Origin of the sequence: Enterobacter sp. ENT02, from assembly GCF_019219165.1 — a bacterium.
GTDB lineage: Bacteria > Pseudomonadota > Gammaproteobacteria > Enterobacterales > Enterobacteriaceae > Enterobacter > Enterobacter mori.
Genome location: NZ_JAHUWD010000002.1, coordinates 81968 through 108923, shown reverse-complemented (window position 1 = coordinate 108923; position 26956 = coordinate 81968). Strand labels below are relative to the sequence as shown.

The following is a 26956-nucleotide window of genomic DNA, read 5'->3' as shown; positions in this document are numbered from 1 at the left end:
AATGCCTTCTTAAGTAGTCTTTTTATTGATTTTAATCAGCAAGGACTGCGCAATAATTCGGCACATTCTCATCCTTCTTTTTTATTGATTATTTGTGCTCTCGGGTAGCAAGGAGACAGGGGAAATCATGCTTACGTTTATCGAACTCCTTATCGGAGTCGTCGTCATTGTCGGTGTAGCCCGCTACATCATTAAAGGGTACTCAGCCACAGGCGTGTTATTTGTCGGCGGCTTAACCCTGCTGATTGTTAGCGCGCTAATGGGTCATCAGGTGTTACCTGCCAGCGCAGCCAGCACCGGCTACACGGCCACCGACATTGTTGAATATATAAAAATTCTGCTCATGAGCCGCGGTGGCGACCTGGGCATGATGATTATGATGCTGTGCGGTTTTGCCGCCTATATGACCCATATCGGCGCAAACGATATGGTGGTCAAACTGGCGTCGAAACCACTGCAGTACATCAACTCCCCCTATTTGCTCATGGTCGCGGCCTATTTCCTCGCCTGCCTGATGTCCCTTGCGGTGTCGTCAGCAACCGGCCTTGGCGTACTGTTAATGGCAACGCTGTTCCCGGTTATGGTCAACGTCGGTATCAGCCGTGGCGCGGCCGCGGCAATTTGTGCCTCTCCTGCAGCCATTATTCTCTCCCCAACCTCCGGCGACGTTGTGCTGGCGGCAAAGGCGGCGGAGATGTCACTCATCGATTTCGCCTTTAAGACCACGCTGCCCATCTCCATTGTTGCCATCGTGGGTATGGGCATCGCCCACTTCTTCTGGCAGCGCTATCTCGATAAGAAAGAGAACATCAGCCATGAAATGCTGGACGTAAGTGAAATCACCACCACTGCGCCCGCGTTTTACGCCATTCTGCCGTTCACCCCGATTATCGGGGTACTGATTTTTGACGGCAAATGGGGTCCACAGCTGCACATCATCACCATTCTGGTGATCTGTATGCTGCTGGCAGCCTTGCTGGAATTTGTGCGCGGCTTCAACACTCAGAAGGTGTTCTCAGGACTGGAAGTGGCCTATCGCGGGATGGCGGATGCGTTTGCTGGCGTCGTGATGCTGCTGGTTGCCGCGGGCGTGTTTGCACAGGGTCTCAGCACCATCGGCTTTATTCAGAGCCTGATCTCCATCGCCACCTCGTTCGGCTCTGCCAGTATTATCCTGATGCTGGTCCTGGTGATCCTCACCATGTTGGCGGCAATGACCACGGGTTCCGGTAACGCACCGTTTTATGCCTTCGTTGAGATGATCCCGAAACTGGCTCACTCCTCTGGCATTAACCCGGCTTACCTTTCTATCCCGATGCTTCAGGCCTCAAACCTGGGCCGTACCATCTCTCCGGTATCGGGTGTGGTGGTTGCCGTCGCCGGTATGGCAAAAATCTCGCCGTTTGAGGTAGTGAAACGGACGTCAGTACCCGTGCTGGTTGGCCTGATCATCGTGATCATCGCCACTGAAGTGCTGGTTCCCGGCGCCGCCTAAGCGAAATTCCTGATAACCAAAAAGCGCCTGCGGGCGCTTTTTGTGCTTTAATAATTTCCAGAAATTAATTGCACTCAATCGATCAGGAAATCAAATGTTCAGTAAGGATATCGCTATCCCATCTGGCGCTATGGCGCTTGCCCTTTGTGTCCTCTCCGCACAAGCAGAACCCCTCAAGGCAACGCAATATGGCGATTTCGATCGCTACGTTCTGGCGCTTTCCTGGCAAACCGGATTCTGTCAAAGCATGGTCGAACGCAATCGCAATGAACCCGATGAATGTCGCCTGCAAAAAGAGAGCGCCAGCAAAACTGATTTCCTGACCGTGCACGGCTTATGGCCTGGCCTGCCAAAATCCATCGCGTCACGCGGGGTAGATGAACGCCGCTGGATGCGCTTTGGCTGCGCCACCCGCCCCGTCCCGAACATGCCTGAAGCAAAAGCAAGCCGTAAATGTTCTGCCGCAGAAACCGGGCTGTCACTTTCAGGCGCCGCAAAGCTTAACAGCGTGATGCCCGGCGCGGGCGGGAACTCCTGCCTGGAACGTTACGAATATGCCAAACATGGCGTCTGCTTTGGTTTTGATCCCGACGCTTACTTCGGCACCATGGTGCGTTTAAATCAGGATGTTAAAACCAGCGCAGTCGGTAAATTTCTGGCGGATAACTACGGCAAGACCGTCAGCCGCCGTGACTTTGATAATGCCGTCGCGAAAAGCTGGGGCAAACAGAACGTCAAAGCCATTAAGCTTACCTGTAACGGCAATCCGGCTTATCTGACCGAGATGCAGATCTCCCTGAAAGCCGACACCATTAATGCCCCTCTCTCGTCGGCCTCTTTTGCGCCGCAACCGCATCCAGGCAACTGCGGCAAACAGTTCGTTATTGATAAAGCAGGTTATTGACCCGCGCCCGGACGCACCATATCGAACCGGTGTTCATCGCTGATGCCGTAATACGCCGTCGGCCCACCCGCACGCAGGATGGGCTGCGCTTTTGCGGTCTGATAAATCCCCTCTTCCAGCAGAGTATCAGCAATATGAATACCGACCACTTCTCCCAATACCAGCCAGGTGTCCACTGGCGTACCGTCTGCGCCGGTCAGCTGGATGCACTGCGACAGGCGGCACTCAAAATTCACCGGGCTTTCTGCCACGCGCGGCGCTTTCACCAGTTGGCTGGCGACGGGCGTGAGTCCGGCAAAGGTAAACTCGTCTTCATCATGGGGGAGCATGGCCGAGGTTTTGTTCATCGCAGCAGCCAGATCGCGCGTGGCCAGGTTCCAGACAAACTCGCCCGTTTCATGAATATTGCGCACGCTGTCTTTCCAGCCGTTGCTGGAAAAACCAATGATCGGTGGCCGATAGTTGAAACAGTTAAAGAAGCTATACGGCGCGAGATTAAGCATGCCGTTCGTGTCGCAGGACGAGATCCAGCCAATCGGGCGCGGGCCAATAATGGCGTTCAGCGGATCGTGCGGCAGGCCGTGACCCTGAGACGGTTGGTAGAAGTACATAGTTCTCTCTCGTTGGGGGGCGCAACGCCCAGGTTCAGGACACTCAGCGTAACGTATTCCGCCCGGAATGAAGACTGAATAAATTTCAGCGAAAATTCATATGGACCATGAATGTGACCTTCATCACTTCAAACTTGCACGCTCAGCCAGTATCATCGGTAGAGTTAAACCCTCGCTGCCAGACGGCGAGGGTTTTCTTTTGGATTGGTTTCTGCGTTACACGCAGTATTAACGACATGGAGTAAAAAATGTCCAGACCCACAATTATCATTAATGAGCTCGACGCAGAACGTATTGACCGTCTTCTGGAGAAACCCGAATTCGCTTCTCTCCCGGTAGCCGATGCACTGAACGAGGAGCTTGACCGGGCGCAGATGTGCACGCCTGAGACCATGCCTCAGGATGTGGTTACCATGAACAGCAAGGTGAAATTTCGTAACCTGACAACGGGCGAAGAGTTGACCCGCACGCTGGTCTATCCGACGCAAATGACCGACAGCAGCACACAGCTTTCCGTACTGGCACCTGTGGGTGCGGCCCTGCTTGGGTTGCGCACAGGTGATACTATTCACTGGGAACTACCGGGTGGCGCGTCGACGCATCTGGAAGTGCTTGAGCTGCTCTACCAGCCAGAAGCCGCAGGCGATTACCTTCGTTAATCCCGCGCTTCCTGCCCTGCAAAGAGGATGCGCTTGCATCCTCTTTTCGTCATTTCACCCGATTGTCCTATATCGCTCAAAATCACCTTAATCCACGCTTAATCTGTTTTGTTGCCGCGGGGACGGTTATGAGTGAGATACTGGCTATCACACTTATTTTTCTCATTTTTTTGGCGATTATCGTCATGGCCGTGCTTTATCTTGAGCGCCACTGGTAAACGACTACGCTCACACTACCCCGCCGGGAAAAGCGTTAACCAGCCCCTTAACCTGCTGCTCTGCCGCCTCGGGGCTTTCCGCGCCGGGAACCAGAATGACTTTGCGACATGCCTCTTCCCGTTTCTCAAAAATCTTGTACGCACGTTCAGCGTCGGCCAGAGGCAAATAATGCGTGACGATCTCCTCCGGCGTCAGCAGCCCTTTTTCAATCAGCGGCAGCAATTCGCCCAGCCAGGCATGAACGTGTGTCTGCCCCATCTTAAAGCTGATCCCTTTATCAAATGCGTCACCAAATAAGAACCCATGAATAAACCCGGCATAGACGCCCGGCACGCTCACCACCCCACCGCGACGCACGGCCGCGATACACTGGCGTAGCGCTTTGCCGCTGCTTCCTTCAATCTTGAGATTACTGAGGAGGGTTTCCGTGGTGCTGCCCTTGGCTTCAAACCCGACCGCGTCAATCACCGCATCCACGCCGCGCTGCCCCGCCGTCTGCTCAATGATTTTTTCCGCCGCGTCGTTATCATCGTCAAAGTTAATGGGAATGGCACCGTAACGTTCCTGAGCAAACTGAAGCCGGTACGGATGATGGTCAATGACAAAAATCTGTTCAGCCCCTAACAGCCTTGCGCAGGCGATGGTCAGCAAACCGACTGGCCCCGCGCCGAAAACGGCCACGCTCGAGCCTTTTGTAATCTGCGCGTTTTTTGCTGCCTGCCAGGCTGTGGGCAAAATATCTGAGAGGAACAGCGCTTTGTCATCAGACAACAGTTGTGGCACCTTGAACGGTCCGACATTGCCTTTCGGCACGCGAACGTATTCCGCCTGTCCTCCCGGCACCCCGCCGTAAAGGTGGCTGTAACCAAACAGTGCGGCAGGAGCAGGAATTTGCTTTTTGTTCAGCGCCGCGCCCTGCCCGGCGTTGGTTTTCTCGCAGGCCGCATACTGTTGCAGACGGCAAAAAAAGCAGTCGCCACAGGCAATCACGAAGGGGATCACGACCCGCTCGCCCTTCTGCAAGTTCTTCACATCCCTGCCGGTTTCGACCACTTCACCCATAAACTCATGACCAAAAATGTCGCCATGCTCGACCTTCGGGATCTTACCGCGGTAGAGATGCAGATCGGATCCACAGATCGCCGTCGCCGTGACGCGCAGGATGATATCGTCAGGTTGTTCAATGACGGGATCGGGAACATTATCCACGCGAACATGGTGTGGACCGTGGTATGTGAGTGCTTTCATGCGACCTCCGAAAGGATGTGAGTAAGCTTCTAAAAGGGTAGCGTCCTCTGAAGGCCATCCCTGAAATCAGGCCGTTTTGAGATTTATCCTGGCGGAATAGAAAAGTGCTGTTCAGGTTACAGAAAGCGATAATATTTTATGTTTGAATGAATTCATCGTTTATAAACAAGGAGAAACGGGTATGTATCAGACAATCATTATGCCGGTTGATGTTTTTGAGATGGAGCTGAGCGACAAGGCCGTTCGCCACGCGGAGTTCCTGGCGCAGCAGGACGGCATTATTCATCTTCTTCATGTATTACCGGGTTCGGCCAGCCTGAGCCTGCATCGTTTTGCCGCCGACGTGCGCCGCTTCGAAGAGCACCTTCAGCACGAAGCCGAAACCCGACTGCAAACCATGGTTGAGCACTTCACCATTGACCCATCGCGCATCAAAACCCACGTGCGTTTTGGCAGCGTGCGTGATGCCGTAAACGAAATGGCCGGTGAGTTGAAAGCCGACGTGGTGGTGATTGGCTCGCGTAATCCGTCGATCACCACTCACCTGCTGGGGTCGAACGCCTCCAGCGTGATTCGCCACACCCACATTCCGGTGATGGTCGTTCGGTAAAAAAACAGAGGCCACCTTTCGGTGGCCTCTTGCTATTGCAGGTGTCGTCTTACTTTCTTTTATTATGCGGTTTTGGTGCGAATCAGGTAGTCAAACGAACTCAGAGACGCCTTCGCACCTTCGCCAGTGGCGATGATAATCTGCTTATACGGCACGGTGGTACAATCGCCCGCCGCAAACACGCCCTTCACGCTGGTTTCGCATTTCGCATCGATGATGATCTCGCCCATGCGATTGCGCTCAATCGCGCCTTCCAGCCAGGTAGTGTTTGGCAACAGACCAATCTGCACGAAGATGCCTGACAGCGCCACGCTGTGAACATCGCCACTCACGCGGTCGCGGTATTCCAGCCCCGTCACTTTGCTGCCGTCACCCTTCACTTCCGTGGTCTGCGCGTTCAGCACGATGTCGACGTTTTTCAGGCTGCGCACTTTGTCCTGCAGCACCTGGTCCGCTTTCATCTCCGGGGCAAATTCCAGCAGGGTCACGTGTTCAACAATACCCGCCAGGTCGATTGCCGCTTCTACGCCGGAGTTACCGCCGCCGATCACCGCCACGCGCTTGCCTTTGAACAGCGGGCCATCGCAGTGCGGGCAGTAGGTCACGCCTTTGGTGCGATACTGATCTTCACCCGGCACGTTCATGTTGCGCCATTTCGCGCCAGTGGCAATGATAATGCTGCGCGCTTTCAGCACCGCGCCGGAGGCGGTTTCAATCTGGTGTAAACCGCCTTCAACCGCAGCAGGAACCAGCTTGCTGGCACTCTGGCTATCGATCACGTCCACGTCGTAGTCGCTGACGTGCGCTTTCAGTGCGCCAGCCAGTTTCTGACCTTCCGTTTTTGGCACGGAAATGTAGTTTTCGATATCCACGGTATCGAGTACCTGACCACCAAAACGTTCGCCCATCAGGCCGGTGCGGATCCCTTTACGTGCGGAGTAGACCGCCGCCGCTGCGCCCGCCGGGCCAGAACCGACGATCAGCACGTCATACGCATCGCGTTTGTTCAGCTCTTCTGCCGCACGTTTTTCAGCACCGGTATCCACCTTGGCCACGATTTCCGTCAGGGTCATACGGCCCTGGCCAAACTCCTGACCGTTCATGTAGACCGCCGGAACGCCCATCACGTTGCGATCGGTGATTTCATTCTGGAAGGTTCCACCGTCAATTGCCGTGTGTTTGATGCGCGGGTTCAGGACCGACATCAGGTTCAGCGCCTGCACCACGTCCGGGCAGTTGTGGCAGGAGAGTGAATAATAGGTTTCAAACTCAAAATCACCGTCGATATCGCGGATCTGCTCCAGCAGCGCCTGCGCCTCTTTCGACGGATGACCGCCGGTCCACAGCAGCGCCAGCACCAGCGAGGTAAATTCATGCCCCAGCGGAGAACCGGCAAATCGCGGCCCCTGGTCGGAGCCTGGGTTAGTAATCAGGAAAGAAGGCTTACGAACAGCCAGCGCGTTATCTTCCTTGAACGTCACTTTCGGCGACAGTTCGGCGATCTCCGCCAGCAGTTCCTTGATCTCTGCCGATTTCGCGCTGTCGTCCAGCGTGGCAATCAACTCAACGGGTTTGGTCAGTTTCTCAAGGTAGGCCTTGAGCTGGGTTTTCATGTTTGTGTCGAGCATTGTTCTTCCCTCTCTTAAAACGTCATCATGCAAGCTGCCTTTAACGGGCGGCCTGAATGCAACTTGCATCATGGTGCTGGAATGAAATGGGCGCGGGGGGCGCCCATTGATTGCCGGGTGGCACTTCGTTTACCCGGCCTACGATACTGTAGGCCTGTGCAAGCGCAGCGCCGCCAGGCTTTACAGACTTAGATCTTGCCGACCAGGTCTAAGGATGGAGCGAGAGTCGCTTCGCCTTCTTTCCATTTCGCCGGGCACACTTCGCCTGGGTGAGAAGCCACGTACTGAGCGGCTTTCACTTTACGCAGCAGGTCAGATGCGTCACGGCCGATACCTTCAGCGGTAACTTCGATAGCCTGGATAATGCCCTGCGGGTCAACAACGAAGGTCGCGCGGTCTGCCAGGCCTTCATCTTCACGCATGTTGTCGAAGTTACGGGTCAGGGCGCCAGTCGGGTCACCGATCATCGCGTATTTGATTTTCGCGATGGTTTCAGAGCTGCCGTGCCATGCTTTGTGGGTGAAGTGGGTATCGGTAGACACAGAGTAAACGTCTACGCCCAGCTTCTGCAGTTCGTCGTAATGGTCAGCCACGTCACCCAGTTCGGTCGGGCAAACGAAGGTGAAGTCAGCCGGATAGAAGAAGAAGACGCTCCAGCGGCCTTCGGTATCTTTCTCGGTAACTTCAATGAATTCACCGTTTTTGAACGCCTGGTTTTTGAAAGGTTTAATTTTAGTGTTAATCAAAGACATCTGTACTTCCTCCGTGTTTTCGTTGAGAGGTAAGGTAACCAACTTTATTCATCGGGGCTAATGCGTATGCTTTATCAAATCAATCAGCCAAACCTTACAACCCGAACAAGACAACCTTGTGAAACAAACTAAAGCCCGAAAGTAAAAAGGCCGCCCTGGTGGGCGGCCCTGATACCTGAACTTTCCACAGGAACTTTCAGTGCCGGTAAAACTACCGGCGTTGCGTTGCGCTCTACTTACCCTGGTATCAAGGTCGTAACAGCCCCCTGATTACACCACCCGTACTGACGCAGGGCAATGGACGTAAGGGGCAATCGTATCTATGGCTGCGATAGGTTTTACCAAACGGTGCTGTCGCGTAGCCGTCATGGCCACCGGGAGAAAAATAAAAGCACGTTATAATTCCTTGTCGATATATAAATCACACTATTTTCATTCACTATCACGTGCTCTTTTAGAGATAAAAATATCTTAATGATCTTTGAAGTTCCATTTCATTAATCTATGTTCGTGATATATTAAGTGGGTTTTCATAACTAATTAAGTCAGTTAACTTTCATGGATGGTAAATGGTTAACTTAGTTCTATAGTTATCAGTTATGTGATAACGCAACGTCGCGTACTCAGGATGAAAAATGGCAAACCTTTACGACCTCAAAAAATTCGACCTTAACCTGCTGGTGATTTTCGAATGCATTTACCAACACCTCAGCATCAGCAAGGCGGCGGAAACGCTCTATATTACGCCGTCGGCGGTGAGTCAGTCGCTGCAGCGTTTACGTAATCAGCTCAACGATCCGTTATTTATCCGTTCAGGCAAAGGGATCACGCCGACGACCGTTGGGGTTAATCTTCATCACCATCTTGAGCAAAACCTCAACCAACTTGAGCAGACCATTAACATCATGAATGCGTCTTCTCTCCAGAAGAATTTTGTCGTCTACAGCCCGCAGATCCTGACGACGGAAAACCTGCTTTCCCCACTCAAGTTGTTGATGAGAAATCATAATTATCAGATAGAACTTCACGATATGCTGCTGACGGCGGATTCTGCAGAAGACCTGCTGGCATACCGTAAAGCGGACCTGATTTTCTCTATGGCGCCGGTTAACAACCGTTCAATGGTGTGTGTCCCTTATGCAACTTATTCCATGCTGCTGGTATGCAGTCAGGATCATCCGCGCATGAAAGACGTTGTCACGATGGAGGAGCTTCAGGAAGAGAAGTTTACCATCTTCCTCAGTGAAGAACCCGGCGTGAAGAACTACCAGTCCATGGCGGCAAAAGTGCACGCAGAAAAAAACATCGGTTTTCGCTGTGACTCTGTATTCACCATTATCGCCATGATCAGCGCCTCACATTTAATCGGCTATGTGCCAGAACCTTTGTATGAAAAATACAAAGATATTCTGAGATTAAAAAAATTAGACGCGCCTTTTACGCTTCCGCCTCTGGAGGTGTACATGATTTATAACCGCTCAGCGCTCAACAGCGCGGTGTTCTCGACATTTATTGAGCAGCTTGCAGAAAAATAAACACCCAAGGCTGTGATCTCACAGCCTTTCTCTTTTGTTAAAAGATAAGTCTCATTTATAGATAATAAAAACATTTCTCTTTTTCATTTACCTGCTCTTATTTTTCACTACTATTATCCTTTCTCCATTATTGACACCCATCCGGTATTTATATCCAGGGAGGAGTTTGGCTATGTCAATGTATAAGTATCCACTTAATCAAAATGTGCTTGAGGCCGCGAAAGAGCGCATTACATGGACGCTTGAGAATCTACCCAGGGTTTGTGTTTCATTTTCAGGGGGGAAGGATTCTACCATTATGCTGCATTTGACGGCCCGAGAGGCCCGAAAAATGGGAAAGAAAATCCACCTGCTCTTTATCGACTGGGAAGCGCAGTTCACTTATACCATTCAGCACGTAAATAATATGATTGCGCAATACACCGATGTCATTGAGCAATGCTGGTGGGTGGCGCTGCCACTCACCACGCAAAATGCGCTTACGCAGTTTTACCCTGAATGGCAATGCTGGGAGCCAGGAAAGCGATGGGTGCGTCAGCCTCCCGCAGACGCGATTACCGATCCGGATTACTTCGATTTCTACCAGCCCGGCATGACGTTTGAAGCCTTTGTCCGCGCATTTTCAGACTGGTTTGCCAAAAGCCGTCCGGCGGCCATGATGGTCGGTATTCGCGCCGATGAATCCTACAATCGTTTTTTGACTATCGCGAACGCGCGCAAGCGCCGCTTTGCCGATGACAAACCCTGGACCACCATCGCCCCGGGCGGTCACGCCTGGTACATCTATCCGCTCTACGACTGGAAAACCGCCGATATCTGGACATGGTTTGCTAAAACGGGCGGATGTTACAACCCCCTTTACGACCTGATGTTTCAGGCAGGCGTCCCGCCTCGCTACATGCGCATCTGTGAGCCTTTTGGCCCGGAACAGCGCCAGGGACTGTGGCTCTATCATGTTGTTGAGCCCGAACGCTGGGCGGCGATGTGCGAGCGGGTGAGCGGCGTACACAGCGGGGGGATCTACGCAGGCCAGAACAATCACTTTTATGGCCACCGTAAAATTCTTAAACCTGACGCGCTCAGCTGGCGCGAGTACGCCATGCTGCTGCTCGACAGCATGCCGCACACCACAGCGGAACATTACCGCAATAAAATCGCGATCTATTTGCACTGGTATCAGAAGCGAGGCGTGGCCGATATTCCCGACACCCAGGAGGGCGATATCGGGGCGAAGGATATTCCGTCATGGCGACGCGTGTGCAAGGTATTACTCAACAATGACTACTGGTGTCGTGCCCTTTCATTCAGTCCTAACAAACCAAAGCACTATCAGCGTTACAGCGAACGAATAAAGTCAAAACGCAAGGAATGGGGGATCTTATGCAGCAACGATTGATTAACGACATAGCGCGCTATCTTCAGTCTCTTCCCGAAGACCAACGCATTGAAGCCATCAACGCCTTTCGCCAGGCCATCCATGAACACAGCCCTTTTCGCGAGCAGCCTGTCGACTGCGTGCTGTGGATCAAACAGGACGAGATTACTGCGAACGATTACAACCCCAATAACGTCGCACCGCCGGAAAAACGGTTGCTCTGCAAATCGCTGGAGATGGACGGCTTCACCCAGCCCATCGTGGTAACGGAAAGCGACGCTCAGCATTATGAAATCGTCGACGGCTTTCATCGCCACGAAATGGGGTCGAACCGGGCGATATTAAAGCGCCAGCTTAAAGGCTACCTCCCGGTCACCTGCCTGCGTAAAGCGCGGCAGAAAAAAGGCGACCGGATGGCGGCGACCATTCGTCATAACCGGGCGCGCGGCCGTCACCAGATTCATGCGATGTCCGATATCGTTCGCGAACTGGTTCAGCTTGGCTGGGATGATGCGAAAATCGGTCAGGAACTGGGGATGGACAGCGACGAGGTCCTACGCCTCAAGCAGATCAACGGTCTGCTGGAACTCTTTGCAGACCGTCGATACTCGGAAGCCTGGACGGTAAAATAATCAGAGCGCGTTAAGGCGTTCTGCCGCCGCCAGCAGCGTCGATTCCTGTTTCGCAAAGCAGAGACGAATCAGCTTATGCGGGAAGGGATCGGCGCAAAAAACAGAGAGCGGGATCGCCGCAACGCCCACCTCTTTCGTCAACCACTGGCAGAAGCTGACGTCATCCAGATCGGAAATGGCGCTGTAGTCCGCCAGCAGGAAGTAGGTCCCTTCGCAGGGTAAAATCTCCAGACGGCTTTTGCTCAGCGCGTTCACAAACAGATCCCGGCGTTTTCGATAGAAGTCCGGCAGATCGCGATAGTGCTCCGGCTCGGCGCGGAGCATATCCGCCAGCGCCAGCTGGGCAGGCGTATTCACCGCAAAGGTAAGGTACTGGTGCACTTTACGCAGCTCGGCGCTGATGGCGGCCGGTGCGACGCAGTAGCCCACTTTCCAGCCGGTCATATGATAGGTCTTACCGAACGACGAGACGGCGACGGTGCGCTCGCGCAGCTGCGGATGGGCCAGCACGCTGGCGTGCCCTTCCTCTGCAAAGCAGATGTGCTCGTACACTTCGTCGCTCAGAACATAAATCTCACGTTCGGCAATGGCCTGCCACAGCGCGGCGAAATCGGCCTTTTGCCACACCGTCGCCGACGGGTTGTGCGGCGTATTCAGGATCACCAGGCGGGTTTTATCGCTCAGCAGCGCGGCAAACGCCTGCCAGTCAGGGCGGAAATGCGGTGGCTGGAGCGCCACGCGTTTCACCACGCCGCCGGAAAGCTCGATGGCTGGCGCGTAGCTGTCGTAGCTCGGATCAAAACAAATAACTTCATCGCCCGCACGCACCAGCGCGGTAATCGCCGCATACAGCGCTTCGGTCGCCCCTGCCGTCACCGTGATCTCGCTGTTCGCATCGGGCTTATAGCCATACAGCTCAGCCGTTTTATCCGCAATGGCATCCCGCAGCGCCTGCACGCCGGTCATCGGCGCATACTGATTCGCCCCCTGCGCCACGTGGTACGCCAGACGCTCCTGCAGATAGCGCGGGCCGTCAAAATCCGGGAACCCCTGCGAGAGGTTAATGGCGTTGTGCTGCTGCGCCAGGGCGCTCATCTGCGTAAAGATAGTGGTGCCGAGATTGGGGAGTTTACTCTGCGGAATCAATGCGTTATTGCTCATTATGCTGTGCCTGCTTGTAATACTTATGTTGCTGCCACTATAACACGATGTTAGTCTTTGGCAATCAAGACGCTTAGACGTCTATATACTATAAATATTCCTGGCCGAGAGGGTAAAAGGAAATGACAGACAACCTGCAACTCACACATTTGGTCGACGCATGCCGCTGGATTGGTGCCAAAGGCTGGGCTCCCGCCACCGGCGGCAATATGTCGGTGCGGCATGACGAACGCCTGTGCTGGCTCAGCGAATCCGGTAAAGACAAAGGCAGCCTGACAACGGAGGATTTTCTGCAGGTTGAAATCGCCACCAACCGCGCGCCGTCTGGTCGTAAGCCATCAGCCGAAACGGGGCTACACACCCTTATTTATCGCCTGTTCCCGGAGGCCAATGCCGTCCTGCACGTGCACACGGTCAACGCCACGGTGCTGTCACGTCTGGTAAAAGAGGCTGAACTGAATATTAGCGGCTTTGAGATGCAAAAATCCCTCACCGGACAGACCACGCATCTGGATACGGTTTCCATCCCGGTATTTGATAACGACCAGGACATCGATGCCCTCGCCTCGCGCATCGCCCATTACGCGCAGGAACGCCCGCTTAATTATGGTTTTCTTCTGCGCGGTCATGGCTTAACCTGCTGGGGACGCGACGTGGCCGAAGCCCGCCGTCATCTGGAAGGACTGGAATTCCTGTTTGAATGTGAAATGCGTTTACGACAACTGGAGAGAGTATGATTCGCGCAATTGTGACGGATATTGAAGGCACCACCAGCGATATCCGTTTTGTCCATGATGTTTTGTTCCCCTATGCGCGTGAGCGGCTGGCGGCCTTCGTCACCACGCAGCAGTACGCCGAGCCGGTCACATCCATTCTGGACAACCTGCGTGATGAAATCGGTAGCCCGCACGCCAGCGTCAGCGAGCTTATCGATGCCCTGTTTGCCTTTATGGACGAAGATCGCAAATCCACGGCGCTAAAAGCCCTGCAGGGGATCATCTGGCACGACGGCTACGTGAACGGCGACTTTACCGGCCATCTCTATCCGGACGTGCTGCCTGCGCTTGAAAAATGGAAAGCGCAAGGCATTGATCTCTATGTTTATTCCTCGGGCTCCGTCGCCGCGCAGAAACTGTTATTTGGCTACAGTGACGAAGGTGATATTACTCATCTGTTCAGCGGCTATTTTGATACCCACATCGGCGCCAAGCGCGAGGTGCAGTCTTATCAAAACATTGCGGCACAAACGGGCATCGCCCCGTCGCAGATCCTGTTCCTGTCCGATATCCATCAGGAGCTGGACGCGGCTGAACAGGCAGGTTTTCGCACCCTGCAGCTGATTCGCGGCGATGATGACGGCGCAAGCCATCACCATCAGGTCCACCAGTTTGACGAGATTAATCCGGAGCAGATCCCTTCATGAGCGCATTGACCATTTATTCCGATAAAGACGCCAGCCAACACCAGTGGCACAGCACTGACGCCGCCGAGATCGCCCAGCAGCTCAACGCTAAAGGGGTGCGGTTTGAACGTTGGGCGGCTGACCGTGATTTAGGCCACGATCCTGCGCCCGAAACCGTGATCGAGGCGTATCAGCATGCGATCGACAAGCTGGTGGCGGAGAAAGGCTATAAGAGCTGGGACGTGATCAGCCTGCGCGCCGACAACCCGCAGAAAGAGGCGCTGCGCGCGAAGTTCCTGAACGAACACACCCACGGCGAAGACGAAGTGCGCTTCTTCGTAGAAGGCGCGGGGCTGTTCTGCCTGCATATTGGCGATGAGGTGTATCAGGTGCTCTGCGAGAAAAACGACCTGATTTCCGTGCCCGCGGGTACGCCGCACTGGTTCGATATGGGTTCAGAGCCGAACTTTACGGCGATTCGTATTTTCGATAACCCGGAAGGCTGGGTGGCCCAGTTTACGGGCGATGCGATCGCGGATGCGTATCCACGATTGGCATAATCTTTTCTCCCTCTCCCTGTGGGAGAGGGCCGGGGTGAGGGCATCAGCGCGCATTACGCGTTAAGCCCCTTCACATACCCCACCAGCTGGTCCAGAACTATCCCCCACCCTTCGTGGAAGCCCATCTGCTCATGCTGCTCGCGGATGTCCTTCGTCGGATGACGCGCTATCGCCGTATAGCGGGTTTTCCCCTCCCCGACGTCTTCCAGCAATAAAATCGCCGTCATAAACGGCTTTTCGGCCGGTTTCCAGCCTTCGGTATAACCGTCGGTAAAGACCAGCTTTTTACCGGGATCGATTTCAAGGAAGACGCCCCGGTTATCCATACGCTGACCGTCCACCTCAAACACGGTGTTGAACCGCCCGCCCACGCGGAGATCGAGGTCGCACTCGGTCACCTTATGGGGAGCAGGAATGAAGAAGTTTTTGATATGTTCCGGCGTGGTCCAGCACAGCCATAGCAGGTCGCGCGGGGCATCCACCACGCGCTCCAGTTTTAAGTCAGTTTCAGGATCGAGCGTCACGATATTGTCCTCTTAAGGGAACCCCTTAAAGGATAGCCGGACTCAGGCAAATTTCCCTTCCGCCACCTCTTGCGGCGTGACCACGCCCGTATCCAGTACCCAGCCGCTAATCAGCGAGGCAGGCGTAACGTCAAAGGCCGGGTTATAGACCCGTGCGTTCTCCGGTGCCCATTGCACCGCGCCAAAGCTCCCTGCCACGCCCGTGACTTCGCTGGCGGCACGCTGCTCGATGGGGATCGCGTCCCCGTTCGGGCAGGCCGGGTCGAGCGTGGTATGCGGCGCGGCGACGTAGAAGGGGATGCCGTGGAATTTCGCCAGCACAGCCAGGGAATAGGTGCCGATCTTGTTCGCCACGTCGCCGTTGGCGGCAATACGGTCTGCGCCCACCCACACGGCGTCTACCTCCCCTTTCGCCATCAGGCTGGCAGCCATGGAATCGGTGATGAGCTGATACGGCACGCCCAGTTCGCCCAGTTCCCATGCGGTCAATCTACCGCCTTGCAGCAGAGGACGGGTTTCATCCACCCAGACGTTGCTGACGTTTCCTTCCTGATGCGCACGAGCAATAACGCCCAGCGCGGTACCGACGCCCGCGGTTGCCAGCCCTCCGGTGTTGCAGTGGGTCAGCAGACGACTGCCGGGTTTGACCAGCGCGCTACCGGCTTTCGCAATCGCATCGCAGAGCTGTTTATCTTCGTCAATCAGGCGCAGCGCCTCAGCCACCAGAGCCGGCACAAACTCTTCCTGCCACAGCGCAAGCTTCATACGGTCAAGGTTGTTCATCAGGTTCACGGCCGTGGGGCGCGACGCGCGCAGGGTATCCAGCGCCACGGTCAGTTCGTCGCGGGTTTTACCGTTTTCCGCCAGCAGCGCCAGCAGCAGGCTTGCAGAGAGACCAATCAGCGGCGCGCCGCGCACCCGCAGGGCGTGAATATGCCCCACCAGCGCCTCTACCGTAGAGGCGTCCAGCCAGCGTTTCTCCTGCGGAAGGGCCTGCTGGTCGAGAATAAAGAGCTGATTATCCGTCACCCGCAGGCTGGTCGTCTGTAATGTCTGCATGTCGTTAATTCCCTGTTGCGTTGTTGTAGCACATTGTGTCAGGATGAAATCCAGATGTATAGACGTCTACATGTCTTTATTAGCAAACCGTGAGGATCAGGCTATGTCGCAATACCGTACCTTTACCGCCCAGGACGCCGTGGAGTATGCCAGGCAGTTTGGCGGTCTTGATGACCCATCATCGCTGGTGGAGGCGCAGGAGGTAGGCGACGGCAACCTCAATCTGGTATTCAAAATTTTCGACAGCGCGGGCGTGAGCCGCATTATCGTCAAGCAGGCGCTGCCCTACGTGCGCTGCGTCGGGGAGTCCTGGCCGCTGACGCTGGATCGCGCCCGTCTTGAGGCGCAAACGCTGGTCGAGCACTACCAGCACAGCCCGCAGCACACCGTGAAAATCCACCACTATGACCCGGAACTGGCGGTGATGGTGATGGAAGACCTCTCCAGCCATCGCATCTGGCGCGGCGAGCTGATCAACAACATTTACTACCCACAGGCGGCTCAGCAACTGGGCGAATACCTCGCGCACGCGCTGTTCCACACCAGCGATTTCTACCTGCACCCGCACGAGAAAAAAGCGCAGGTGGCGAAATTCATTAATCCGGAGATGTGCGAGATCACCGAAGATCTGTTCTTTAACGATCCGTACCAGATCCACGAGCGCAACAGCTACCCGGCCGAGCTGGAAAACGATGTTGCCGCCCTGCGCGACGATGCCCAGCTGAAGATTGCCGTGGCCTCCCTGAAGCATCGCTTCTTCTCGCACGCCGAAGCGCTCCTGCACGGCGATATTCACAGCGGGTCAATTTTCGTGGCGGACGGCAGCCTGAAGGCCATCGACGCCGAGTTTGGCTACTTCGGCCCGATTGGCTTTGACCTGGGCACCGCCATCGGCAACCTGCTGCTCAATTTCTGCGGCCTGCCGGGGCATCTGGGCATTCGCGATGCCGCTGCCGCACGCGAGCAGCGCCTGACCGATATTCAGGAACTCTGGAATACCTTCGCGGAACGCTTCCAGGCGCTGGCAAACGAAAAAACGCGCGATGCGGCGCTGAGCGTACCGGGCTACGCCTCCGCGTTCCTGAAAAAAGTCTGGCACGATGCCATTGGCTTCTGCGGCACCGAGTTGATTCGCCGAAGCGTGGGGCTTTCTCACGTGGCGGATATCGACACCATTGCGGATGACGCCATGCGCCACGAATGCCTGCGCCACGCCATTACGCTCGGCAAGGCGCTGATTGTCATTGCCGACAGAATCGACAGCGCGGAAGAGCTGGTGGCACGGGTGCGTCAGTACAGCTAAAAAAAACCTCCCTTTCGGGAGGTTCAGTCTATTAGTTTTGGGTTAGCGTTGTGGTCACGGTGTAATCAAGCGACCATGAAGAATGCCAGTCTTTACCTGCAAACCGGACATCCCCCCGGTATACACCACGGGGGAGATCCGGGTTATCCGCCTGAACAAACTTGAGTCTTGCACTGTAGCCCGTGGTTTGCCAGGAGCTGCACAGAACCGCAACATTGAATGGACGTGTGGAACAATCAGAGCCGCGTTGTCCGCGAAGCGTCACGTCCCTGATGTTCCCCTGCTCGTCTTGCATCGGCACAACAAGCGTACTGTAGCCGTCTGCAGACCACACCAGGGAAGTTGGCCCCTGCGTGCTTCCCGTAGCCACGAATCCAAGAGATGGGAATCCAAAAATCGCCCCCGTATTAAATGAACTTGTCGAGCCTGTCGAACTGGTGATATTCCACGTCGCGGAATAGCTGGCGATAAACACCACCGTTTTATCGGTTTTACTGCTGCTGTTAATCTCAGCGCTGACTTCTGCCGTTCCGGTGTCTGGCCCACTCAACGTCACGGTTGCCACGCCGCTGTCATTGGTGAGGCTCGTTTGTGCTGAAAGCGAATTAAGCGTAGTGGCCCACTGGATTGTGCCATTTTTAACCACATTACCGTTTACGTCTTTCACCACGGCGGTATAGGTTATGCGATCGGTGTTAATCACGGCATGATCGGAACTGGCCGTGAGGCTTTCCAGGCGGGCGCTGGCTATGTCGCCGACAAATGAAACCGGTTCTGCGCTTTTTGCAACCGATACGCCCGTCAGGGTAGCGCTGACCGTGGCCGTACCCGCGGTGGTCGTTGAGGCCGATACCACCGCTTGCCCTGCGCCGTCGGTTTTCGTGCTGACGCCAGAGAGATTGACGCTACTGTTATCCACGCTCCATGCGACGTCGACTCCCGTCAACGGGTTATGGTTGGCATCCTCTACGCTGGCAGTCCAGCTTATTTTTGCCGTGCCGTCTGCCACTTCCTCTTTTTTATCGACGCTCAAGTCGGCAAACTGCGCCGTTGCCGGGTTACCGACAACCGTGAGGCTGAGATTCTGGCTGCTGCCGTTCGCCGTGGCGGTGACCGTCACCGTACCGGCTTTACGTGATGAGAAACGCGTTTCCACCTGCCCCTGGGCGTTGGTTATCGCCGAAGTTGACGTCAGGATGACGTTGGCAGTATCGCTGCTGCTCCAGTTAACCGTGACCCCGGCAACAGGGTTCTGGTTTCCATCCACAACTGTTGCGGTTAACAGCGCAGTATCGCTATCCGCAACGATATGGGTGGTTTTATCTGCCGTCACGGTCGCCACTTTCGACGTGCTGGTATCGCCGGTGAAGGTCAAATTCGCCAGACTCATGCTGCTGCCATCCAGGGTCGCCTGTACAGTGTAAACACCTGCTGACGTCGAACGCAGCATCGCGCGTGCCACACCCGATGCGTCAGACGTCGTCGCGTTATCCGCCAGCGTCGCGGTGGACGGTGTAACCTCCCAGCCAACCTGTGCGCCTTCAACTGGATTACCATTGGCATCCACAATCGTGACGCTCACTGCCATACCGTCGGTGCCGTTAGCCACCGCGCGATCTTTATCGGACTGAATAGCGCTCAGTTTCGCGGTCCCGGCATCGCCAATGAATTTTGCGCTCTCTGCCCGCACCGGCGCACTGTCTGGGGTTTGCGCGGTGACGATGACGCTGCCCAATTTCAGAGAAGTGACCTTCAGCGAGGCGTTACCCTGCGTATCCGTCCGGGCGCTATCGGCGGCAAGCTTCACGTCAGCATTATCCGCAGACCAGTTCACCACGACATCCGGGATCGGATTCCCCTGAATATCGACGATCTTCGCGGTATAAACCAGGCTGTCGCTGCCGTTGGCAACGGCCTCTTTTTTGTTACTCTCCACGGTATCAACACGCTGGGTGCTGGTATCCGCGACAAACGTTACCCCCTCTGCCTTAACTGCGTTTTTCTGGTTCACGTCGGCGTAAACGTACGCCACGCCGGTTTTCGCTGAGGAGAGGGAGAGCGTGGCATTCCCTGCACTGTCGGAAACGGAGGTTTTCCCCCCTGCCGAGGTTCCGTCTTCGCGCTTCACGTCCCAGTTTACCGTCACGTTTTCGAGCGGATGATCGCTGCTATCGGCCACCCTTGCGGTATAGGTCACGCTGTCGCTGTTATTCGCCACAACCTGTTTCTTATCAGGGCTCACGCTCTTCACCTGCGCGCTTGCCGTATCGGCAATGAATTTTATCGTCGGCGTGGTGAGTGAACTGCCCTTTTCAAGCGTTGCGGTGACGAGCGCATCGACAACCTCATTGCTGGTCAGCGTGACGCTGGCCTCCCCCTTTGCATTCGTCGTGGTTTTACTCTCTGAAAGCAGAACTGTCGTCTTGTCTGCACGCCAGTTTACGACCTCTCCTGCCAGCGCGTTCCCCGTCTGATCTACCACGGTAGCGACAATCGTCACGGGCGCTACGCCGTTTGCCAGCGCGCTTAACGCCGAAGGCTCAAGTGACGCCAGTGCGGCGATAACGGTGGTTGCCTCTTCGGTGACCGACGTGGTCGCAAGCTTGATGCTGCCATCAATGAGTGTTTGCACGGTCAGGGTGGCAGGCGTGGTTCCGCTGGTCAGCGTGGCGGTATAAACACCGCTGTTCGTTTCACGGAATACGCTCACCGCCGGTGCCACGGCGGCCTTAGCGGAAGTGCCGGTCGTTTTCAGCGTCACGCCGGCGCTGAGACGTTTCTCAAGGCCAGTGGCGACCTCGCCGGACGCGGTTTTTAACGTTAAGGTTAACGTAGACTGGCTCATTCCATCGGCAGGGAGTCTGGCCGGTGAGGACGTCAGGCTGGACTGAAGCGCCTTCACATCTACGCCATTCACACTCACCGCCATCCGCGCCGTGTCGGAGGCATTGCCGTGCTTATCCCAGGCCGTGGCGGTGACGGAATAGGCGTTTGAACCGTTGCTTTGCCACGCGGGCAGTGTAATCACGACCTGCGAAGGGTCAGATCCCGGCGTAATTTTACCGCCATTGCGAATCAGGCTGTCGCCCTGCCAGTCAATGCGCTCAAGCCCATATTTTGATTTCACCTTCGCGCTGACTGACTGCCGGGCATTTTCTTCACCGGCAATTTTCTCCGGCAGAGAGAGGGCGATCAGCTCTTGTTTGCGATAATCGAGAACGATGTTGTTGTTGCGATCAACCAGCTCTTTACGCGAGCCCAGCAGCGTGCGGCGGCCCCCGACCTGGTCAGGATCAAGCTGAGTACTCAACGGCACCCCCGGTGCCCAGTTCAACGCCAGGTTAAACTGGGTGTCCGATGCGTCGCCCTTACTAGTTTTTTGATTGACGCCCAGTGTGACAAGCGGAACCGGGGTGTAGCTCAGCCCGACCGTGATGGCATAAGGATCTTTTTGGCGATCGTCCTCGTCATCACCGAACAGGCCAACATGATTACCGTAGTATTGTTCGTAGACAAGGTTAGCGCCAAGCTGCGGATAAGCAGGCAGATACCCGGTGGCTCGCACGTCAAACCCGTTCGCCACGCGCTCATCATAATCGCGATAGGCCGATGAAGCCTTCCACCCGCTTAAGCGATAGTAACCATTGGTTGAGAGACGCAAATAGTCCCAGCCCAGTTCCGCACCGACGCCGAGGCGTTGATGCTGATTAGTCGAAACCTGTCGATCGTAAAAAGCGTTAACGCCCCACATCCACGCGGAATTAAACGCGCGGTAGCCAAACCCGGCATTGACGATATTTCTGTCGTCATGACGTCGACCGCCAAATTGGGTAAAAATAAGGGCATCTTTCTGCTCGTATAAAGGTACGAGAAGATCTAATTCAGCGTCCTGTAAGGAAAAGTTCTCATCGGTAGTGATATTTATGCGCGTCGTACCATACTGATTTAGCCAGGACTGAATTTCCTGGGTAGCGGTATGCGTTGCCTGAGAAGTTATCGCACTGGCAACCGAACGACCACTGCCGCTCTCCAGCAGCGAACCCGCCTGCACGGCGGTTTGGGCAACTACCCGCTCCGCACTTTGCGGTTCAGGCACCTTATCTTCTGCGGCAACAGGCGCAGCGCCAAGCGAGAATAATGACGGTGGGAGGAGCTGCAGCGCGATTTGCAAACAGGCCGCGATCTTTTTCAGGCTCATTGCATTCATCCTTGAATAAAAAGGAGCCATAGTACGGTTCAGGACATAAAGATAAAGTCAGCAATCCTTTTTTAAGAATATATAAATAAAAGCATTCAGAAGACTTATAAATATCGTCGTCTGAAGCGGCTATTATCCCCCCAGATACTCAATCACCGACAGCCCGCCGTTATAGTCCGTGCTGTAAATAATCCCCTGCGCATCCACAAACACATCGCACGACTGGATCACCTGAGGGCGATTCGGCCGCGTGTCCATCATTCTCTCCGGCGCGGCGGGCACTAGCGCCCCCGTTTCCACCGGTCGATACGGGTTCGAAATGTCATACGCGCGCACGCCCGCGTTCTGCCAGGTCGCGAATATCAGCGTTGAGCTGACAAAGCTCCCCGGCCGGTTCTCGTGCAGGTTGTGCGGGCCGAAATGCGCCCCTTTCGCCACGTAGTCGGTTTCATCCGGCTGCGGGAAGGTCGAGATGCTGACCGGGTTCGACGGCTCGCGGATATCAAACAGCCAGATCAGCTTTTCGCCGTCTTCTTGGTTGTCGAGCACCGCCTCGTCGAGCACCACCAGCAGGGAGCGATCCGGCAGCGGCAGCGCGGTGTGCGTCCCGCCGCCAAACGGCGGACTCCAGTTGCGATGGCTAATCAGCGTCGGCTGGGTGTGGTCTTTCACGTCCAGCAGCGTTAGCCCGCCGTCGCGCCAGCTCCCGTAGGCGGTATCCCCGGCAATAATCGCGTGATGCAGCGCGTAGCGTTTCCCTTCCGGCCAGTTGGGCTGCTCACCTTCGGCCTGGTTCATGCCCGGCAACCACCAGCGCCCCGCCACTTCAGGCTTACGCGGGTCCGCAAGATCGATGGTCAGGAAGATGTAGTCGGTAAAGCCGTCGATCAGCGCCGAGACGTACGCCCAGCGCCCGCCGACGTACCAGATGCGGTGAATGCCAATGCCGCTCAGCGACAGAAAACCGATTTCGCGCGGCTTATCCGGCGTGGAGATATCAAACACCCGCAAGCCCGCGCTCCAGCCTTTGCCCTGCACGTCGCTGACGGTCTCCCCCACCTGGCGGGTGTAGTAGACCTTCTCGTCGGCAAAGCGGGCATCGGCAAACAGATCCCGGGCGTTGATTACCAGCAGCAGGTCGTCATGCGCCTGCAGGTGCACATTCCAGGTACCGGGCGGCGCGGGCACGTAGCCCGCCGCTTTCGGATTCTTCGGGTCTCGCACGTCGACAATCGAAAAGCCCTGCGACACCATATGGCCGATATAGGCAAAACCGCGATGCACCATCAGCTGCACGCCGTCCGGACGACCGCCCTGGTCGCTATGGCCAATCAGCCGCATATTGCGGCTGTATTCTGGAGGGGGTACTTGCGTCACCGTTAGCTCCTGTTGGTTTTCCCCCTCTCCCTGTGGGAGAGGGCCGGGGTGAGGGCATCAGGCCACACCTGTCGCCACCCGGCTTGGTTTTATTTGTTTTTCGCTTCCAGCGTCGCAAACCACGGCGCGATAAAATCTTCCGTCTGGCCCCAGCCCGGAATGATTTTCCCCAGAGACGCCACGTTCACCGCGCCCGGCTGGGCGGTCAGCAGCGCCTGTGGAATAGCTGCCGCTTTGAAATCGTAGGTCGCAGGCGTCGCTTCCCCGGCAATCTTGTTCGCCACCAGACGCACGTTCGTCGCGCCAATCAGCTTAGGATCCACCGCCACGCTCACCTTCCACGAACTGCCCGGTTCGCGCATCAGCTGCAGATCCTGGTTGGAGATATCGATACTGTAGAGCTTGATCTCGGTGCGGCCGTTCTCTTTCAGCGCCTTATACGCGCCCTGGCTGAAGGCGTCCCAGGTGCCCCAGATGGCGTCGATTTTGCCTTTCGGGTATTTCGCCAGGATCGCACCCACCTTGTTGGCGGTATCGCCCTGCACGTCAGAGGAGACGGCACCGATAGACTCCAGCTCTTTGATGTCCGGATACTGCTTTTGCAGCACTTTATACGCCGCCTGGCGACGCTCCATCGGCGGGAAGCCCGCCACCCACAGCTTAACGATATTGGCCTTGCCGTTGAAATCTTTCGCCAGCTGGCCGAAGGAGAGGTTGGTCAGGGAGGCATCGTCCTGCTGGGTCACGGTCACGCCCGGGATCTCACCGTTAACGGCGGTATCAAATACCGAGACTTTGATCCCGGCATCCACCGCTTTCTTCACCAGCGCGGTGGAGTAAGGGTCGCGCCCCTGGGAGAGAATAATCCCGTCATATTTCTGGCTGATCGCCTGGTTCACGAAGTCCTGGAATTTGGCATCGTCCCCGTTGCTTAAAAAGGTGCTGACCTTAAAGCCGAGCTTCTTCCCTTCCTGAATTGCCCCGGCAATAAACTGCGTGGTGTTGTCGTCTGAGCCAAGGTTACGGATCACCGCGATGCGGATCGGGCCGTCATGGTTCGCAATGGCAGCCGGAAGCGGCGCGGGCGTAGCCGCGAAGCCTGGCAGAGCCGTGAGCAACCCAAGTGCCACCAAAGAGAGTGCAATCTTTTTCATTTTTTTATCCCGTTGTGTTGTCAGCGTTTTTGTATGTAGGTAATCGCCAGCGCTACCGCGAGCACCAGCCCTTTTATAATGTCCATGGCGTAATACGGCACGGAGAGCATCACCAGCCCGTTCGACAGCACGCCAAGAATGACCGCCCCGACCAGCGTACCCAGCGCGTTAGGCTTGCCGGATCCGGCCAGCGAGAAGCCGATCCATGCCGCCGCCACCGCGTCCATCAGGTATCCGCCGCCCGCATTCACCTGCGACGAACCGATGCGCGAAGCCAGCAAAATCCCGCCCAGGCCCGCCAGCAGCGAGGCGATCACGTAGGCCGCCACCTTGTAGCGCGTAGTGCGAATGCCGGAGAGACGCGCGGCTTCGGGGTTGCCGCCGATGGCGTACATCCGGCGTCCGTGAGTGGTCAAAGACAACCCCAGTTGCGCCAGCACGGTCACCACCAGCATGACGATCACAATGGTCGGCACTTGCCCCAGCAGGCTGAACGCCGCCGGTATCGTTCCTTCCGCCATGTCGCCGCTCGGCAGCACCATGTTCTCGGTAATCGACCCGCCGTAGCTGTAGGTCATCGCCACGCCCTGGATCACAAACAGGCTGGCAAGGGTCGCGAGCATGTCCGGGATACGCAGGATGACGATCAGAAAAGCGTTAAACAGCCCCACCAGCGTGCAGAGCGCAAGGGTTATAAGAATCGACTCGGTGGTACCAAAGCCGTGCCAGACGAAAAGGGAAATCACCAGCGCGTTCGCCAGCGAGGCGGTGGATCCCACAGAGAGATCGAACCCGCCGATGGTCAATGAAATCGACACGCCAATGGCAATCACCGTCACGATGGCAATCGAGCGCAGAATATTGATGATGTTGTTCGGATCGAGGAAGCTGTCCGACGCCAGGCCAAAGACGGCCACCAGCGCGACGACGGTTAACAGCATGCCCCACTTGTAGAGAAAATCGAAAATCTGCTGACGGCCAGACGCCGCCGCGTTCACTGAAAGGGCCTTGCTCACGACGCCGTTCCTCCGGTTGAATAATAAAGTAGTGTCTCTTCGCGGGCCTCGGCCCCGGCGATTTCCGCCACGATGCGCCCGTCCCACAGCACGCAGATGCGGTCGCATAGCCCGACCAGCTCGGCAAACTCGCCGGAGGCGTAAATGACCCCTTTGCCCTCGCGCGCCAGGCCGTCAATCAACTGGAACAGGTCGGTTTTGGCCTTCACGTCCACGCCCTTGGTCGGCTCGTCGAATATCAGCACGCTGGCGTCATTGCGCAGCCATTTGCCGATGGCGACCTTCTGCTGGTTACCCCCGGACAGACGGCGCAGCACCTGCCCCGGCCCGCGCGCCCGAACGCCAACGCGGGCTATCACCTCTTCCGCCCAGCGCCACGCCTGACGATGGCCAAACAGGCTCCAGCGCGAAAAGCTGTTATCGGCGCACACGGCAAGATTCATGCTCACCGGCTCGTCGATAAAAATGCCCTCTTTCCGCCGCTCCTCCGGCACCAGCGCCAGCCCGCGCAGCACGGAATCCGCCGGGTCGCGCGGCTGCCAGGATTGATGATTCAACTCACCGTTTGCCACACGGCTTTTGCTGGCACCAAACAGCGCCTTGCAGAGTTCGGTTTTCCCTGCGCCCGCCAGCCCGGCGATGCCGAGGATTTCGCCTTTGCGCAGGTGCAGGGAGATATCTTTCAGCAGCGCATCGTCGTGCAATCCCTCCACCCGCAGCAGCGTTTCGTTACCGTGCGGCGGTCGTGCGGGCGGATAGATATCGCTCAGCACGTGTCCGAGCATCTTCTCGACAATCTCTTCGCCGCTAAGATCGGCCATCGGCCCGGACTCGATCAGCTTGCCGTCGCGGAGCACCGTCAGGGTGTCGCAGATGGCCTTCAGCTCGTGAATGCGATGGGAGATAAACACCACGCCGATGCCCTGCTGCTTTAAACGTCTCACCACCGCAAACAGGCGCTCGCTCTCGTGCGCATCCAGCGGCGCGGTGGGTTCATCAAGAATCAAAAAACGGCAGTGGTGGGACAAGGCACGTGCCAGCAAAATCTGCTGCTTTTCGGCCAGCGAACAGCTGTCGATGGAACGGCGTACGTCCAGAGAGACATCCAGCTGTGCCAGCGCCTGTCTCGCCTGCTGGCGGATCGCGCGCCAGTTGAAGCGATGCCCCGGCTGCGCCAGCTGGTCGAGCATGATGTTCTCGGCGATGCTCAACCCCGGGATCAGCGCTACGTCCACCTCCTGCTGCACGAGGTGGATCCCCAGCCGTTTGGCATCAAGCGGTTCGCGGATCGTCACCGGCTGGTTGTTAATGCTGATCTCACCCTCATAGTGGTTGTGCGTGCCGCACAGCACCGCCATCAGGGTCGATTTTCCCGCACCGTTGGCACCGGTTAGCGCATGTACGGATCCGCCGGTTAAGGTGAAATTCACGCGCGACAGCGCCTGAAAGCCGGAAAAGGCCAGGCTGATACCGCGCATCTCAAGGCGACTGGAAACCATCCGCGTAAATCCTTCATTACTCTTCTGATTTATCG

24 protein-coding genes are annotated in these 26956 nt (G+C 56.1%); 12 read left to right on the top strand and 12 right to left on the bottom strand.

What is annotated here, in order from left to right:
* Window positions 1-127 precede the first annotated feature (127 nt).
* Both dcuC and rna read left to right on the top strand, forming a co-directional pair.
* On the top strand, window positions 128-1495 hold the full coding sequence (dcuC, locus tag KW829_RS06430) for an anaerobic C4-dicarboxylate transporter DcuC (protein ID WP_089598881.1): 1368 nt from the start codon (window positions 128-130) through the stop codon (window positions 1493-1495).
* Window positions 1496-1625: 130 nt separating this feature from the next.
* The gene (gene rna / locus KW829_RS06425) at window positions 1626-2399 is read left to right on the top strand and encodes a ribonuclease I (protein ID WP_371317572.1); all 774 of its coding nucleotides are present in this window, start codon (window positions 1626-1628) and stop codon (window positions 2397-2399) included.
* On the opposite strand, the gene KW829_RS06420 is transcribed toward rna, so the two are convergent.
* The gene (locus tag KW829_RS06420; protein ID WP_010428506.1) at window positions 2393-3010 is read right to left on the bottom strand and encodes a flavin reductase family protein; all 618 of its coding nucleotides are present in this window, start codon (window positions 3008-3010) and stop codon (window positions 2393-2395) included. The genes rna and KW829_RS06420 overlap by 7 nt on opposite strands.
* Window positions 3011-3258: 248 nt before the next feature.
* Here KW829_RS06420 and rnk point away from each other — a divergent pair, with 248 nt between their 5' ends.
* Complete coding sequence (gene rnk, locus KW829_RS06415) at window positions 3259-3669, top strand: nucleoside diphosphate kinase regulator (protein ID WP_218307868.1); 411 nt, start codon at window positions 3259-3261, stop codon at window positions 3667-3669.
* Between the two features lie 128 nt (window positions 3670-3797).
* Window positions 3798-3887, top strand: a complete 90-nt coding sequence (gene yldA / locus KW829_RS23050; protein WP_283095801.1) for a small membrane protein YldA — start codon at window positions 3798-3800, stop codon at window positions 3885-3887.
* Between the two features lie 10 nt (window positions 3888-3897).
* On the opposite strand, the gene KW829_RS06410 is transcribed toward yldA, so the two are convergent.
* Window positions 3898-5136, bottom strand: coding sequence for a zinc-dependent alcohol dehydrogenase (locus KW829_RS06410; RefSeq protein WP_089598878.1), 1239 nt, complete (start codon window positions 5134-5136; stop codon window positions 3898-3900).
* 181 nt (window positions 5137-5317) lie between these two features.
* On the opposite strand from KW829_RS06410, the gene uspG reads away from it, so the two are divergent.
* A complete protein-coding gene (uspG, locus tag KW829_RS06405; protein WP_218307867.1) occupies window positions 5318-5746 on the top strand; it encodes a universal stress protein UspG in 429 nt (142 codons plus the stop codon).
* Between the two features lie 62 nt (window positions 5747-5808).
* Here the strand turns inward: uspG and ahpF are convergent, their stop codons facing one another.
* A complete protein-coding gene (gene ahpF / locus KW829_RS06400; protein ID WP_089598876.1) occupies window positions 5809-7374 on the bottom strand; it encodes an alkyl hydroperoxide reductase subunit F in 1566 nt (521 codons plus the stop codon).
* 188 nt (window positions 7375-7562) lie between these two features.
* Window positions 7563-8126, bottom strand: coding sequence for an alkyl hydroperoxide reductase subunit C (gene ahpC / locus KW829_RS06395; RefSeq protein WP_032638815.1), 564 nt, complete (start codon window positions 8124-8126; stop codon window positions 7563-7565).
* Window positions 8127-8761: 635 nt separating this feature from the next.
* On the opposite strand from ahpC, the gene KW829_RS06390 reads away from it, so the two are divergent.
* The 3 genes from KW829_RS06390 (at window position 8762) to KW829_RS06380 (ending at window position 11668) form a co-directional block, all read left to right on the top strand.
* The gene (locus tag KW829_RS06390) at window positions 8762-9661 is read left to right on the top strand and encodes a LysR family transcriptional regulator (protein ID WP_218307866.1); all 900 of its coding nucleotides are present in this window, start codon (window positions 8762-8764) and stop codon (window positions 9659-9661) included.
* 172 nt (window positions 9662-9833) lie between these two features.
* Window positions 9834-11057, top strand: a complete 1224-nt coding sequence (locus KW829_RS06385; RefSeq protein WP_218307865.1) for a phosphoadenosine phosphosulfate reductase — start codon at window positions 9834-9836, stop codon at window positions 11055-11057.
* A complete protein-coding gene (locus KW829_RS06380; RefSeq protein WP_218307864.1) occupies window positions 11042-11668 on the top strand; it encodes a ParB/RepB/Spo0J family partition protein in 627 nt (208 codons plus the stop codon). The genes KW829_RS06385 and KW829_RS06380 overlap by 16 nt, the downstream gene beginning before the upstream one ends.
* On the opposite strand, the gene KW829_RS06375 is transcribed toward KW829_RS06380, so the two are convergent.
* Window positions 11669-12829: a pyridoxal phosphate-dependent aminotransferase gene (locus KW829_RS06375; protein ID WP_218307863.1), complete on the bottom strand. Its 1161-nt coding sequence runs from the start codon at window positions 12827-12829 to the stop codon at window positions 11669-11671. It lies immediately after the preceding gene.
* 122 nt (window positions 12830-12951) lie between these two features.
* On the opposite strand from KW829_RS06375, the gene KW829_RS06370 reads away from it, so the two are divergent.
* The 3 genes from KW829_RS06370 to KW829_RS06360 are packed head-to-tail and all read left to right on the top strand — an operon-like array spanning window position 12952 to window position 14791.
* Window positions 12952-13566: a methylthioribulose 1-phosphate dehydratase gene (locus KW829_RS06370; RefSeq protein WP_100165310.1), complete on the top strand. Its 615-nt coding sequence runs from the start codon at window positions 12952-12954 to the stop codon at window positions 13564-13566.
* Window positions 13563-14252 carry an acireductone synthase gene (gene mtnC / locus KW829_RS06365; RefSeq protein ID WP_010428478.1) on the top strand — a complete coding sequence of 230 codons (690 nt, stop codon included), beginning with the start codon at window positions 13563-13565 and terminating at the stop codon, window positions 14250-14252. The genes KW829_RS06370 and mtnC overlap by 4 nt, the downstream gene beginning before the upstream one ends.
* Window positions 14249-14791 carry an acireductone dioxygenase gene (locus KW829_RS06360; protein ID WP_218307862.1) on the top strand — a complete coding sequence of 181 codons (543 nt, stop codon included), beginning with the start codon at window positions 14249-14251 and terminating at the stop codon, window positions 14789-14791. Before mtnC ends, KW829_RS06360 begins: the two co-directional genes overlap by 4 nt.
* A 53-nt stretch (window positions 14792-14844) precedes the next feature.
* Here KW829_RS06360 and KW829_RS06355 read toward each other — a convergent pair whose 3' ends face one another.
* Entirely contained in the window at window positions 14845-15315 is a 471-nt protein-coding gene (locus KW829_RS06355) for an SRPBCC family protein (protein WP_211447258.1), read from the bottom strand.
* Window positions 15316-15357: 42 nt separating this feature from the next.
* Window positions 15358-16374 (bottom strand): S-methyl-5-thioribose-1-phosphate isomerase, encoded by a 1017-nt coding sequence (gene mtnA / locus KW829_RS06350; RefSeq protein WP_218307861.1) that lies wholly within the window; start codon window positions 16372-16374, stop codon window positions 15358-15360.
* A 103-nt stretch (window positions 16375-16477) separates the two neighbouring features.
* Between mtnA and mtnK the strand changes: the two genes are divergently transcribed.
* Window positions 16478-17677: an S-methyl-5-thioribose kinase gene (gene mtnK / locus KW829_RS06345; protein ID WP_218307860.1), complete on the top strand. Its 1200-nt coding sequence runs from the start codon at window positions 16478-16480 to the stop codon at window positions 17675-17677.
* A 31-nt stretch (window positions 17678-17708) separates the two neighbouring features.
* On the opposite strand, the gene KW829_RS06340 is transcribed toward mtnK, so the two are convergent.
* The 5 genes from KW829_RS06340 to KW829_RS06320 form a co-directional block, all read right to left on the bottom strand.
* Window positions 17709-21875 (bottom strand): Ig-like domain-containing protein, encoded by a 4167-nt coding sequence (locus KW829_RS06340; protein ID WP_218307859.1) that lies wholly within the window; start codon window positions 21873-21875, stop codon window positions 17709-17711.
* Window positions 21876-22007: 132 nt separating this feature from the next.
* On the bottom strand, window positions 22008-23252 hold the full coding sequence (locus KW829_RS06335; protein WP_218307858.1) for an LVIVD repeat-containing protein: 1245 nt from the start codon (window positions 23250-23252) through the stop codon (window positions 22008-22010).
* Between the two features lie 89 nt (window positions 23253-23341).
* Window positions 23342-24406 carry a sugar ABC transporter substrate-binding protein gene (locus tag KW829_RS06330; RefSeq protein ID WP_089598864.1) on the bottom strand — a complete coding sequence of 355 codons (1065 nt, stop codon included), beginning with the start codon at window positions 24404-24406 and terminating at the stop codon, window positions 23342-23344.
* Window positions 24407-24426: 20 nt separating this feature from the next.
* Entirely contained in the window at window positions 24427-25422 is a 996-nt protein-coding gene (locus KW829_RS06325; protein WP_039024441.1) for an ABC transporter permease, read from the bottom strand.
* Window positions 25419-26921 carry a sugar ABC transporter ATP-binding protein gene (locus KW829_RS06320; RefSeq protein ID WP_089598863.1) on the bottom strand — a complete coding sequence of 501 codons (1503 nt, stop codon included), beginning with the start codon at window positions 26919-26921 and terminating at the stop codon, window positions 25419-25421. Before KW829_RS06320 ends, KW829_RS06325 begins: the two co-directional genes overlap by 4 nt.
* Between the last annotated feature and the right edge of the window lie 35 nt (window positions 26922-26956).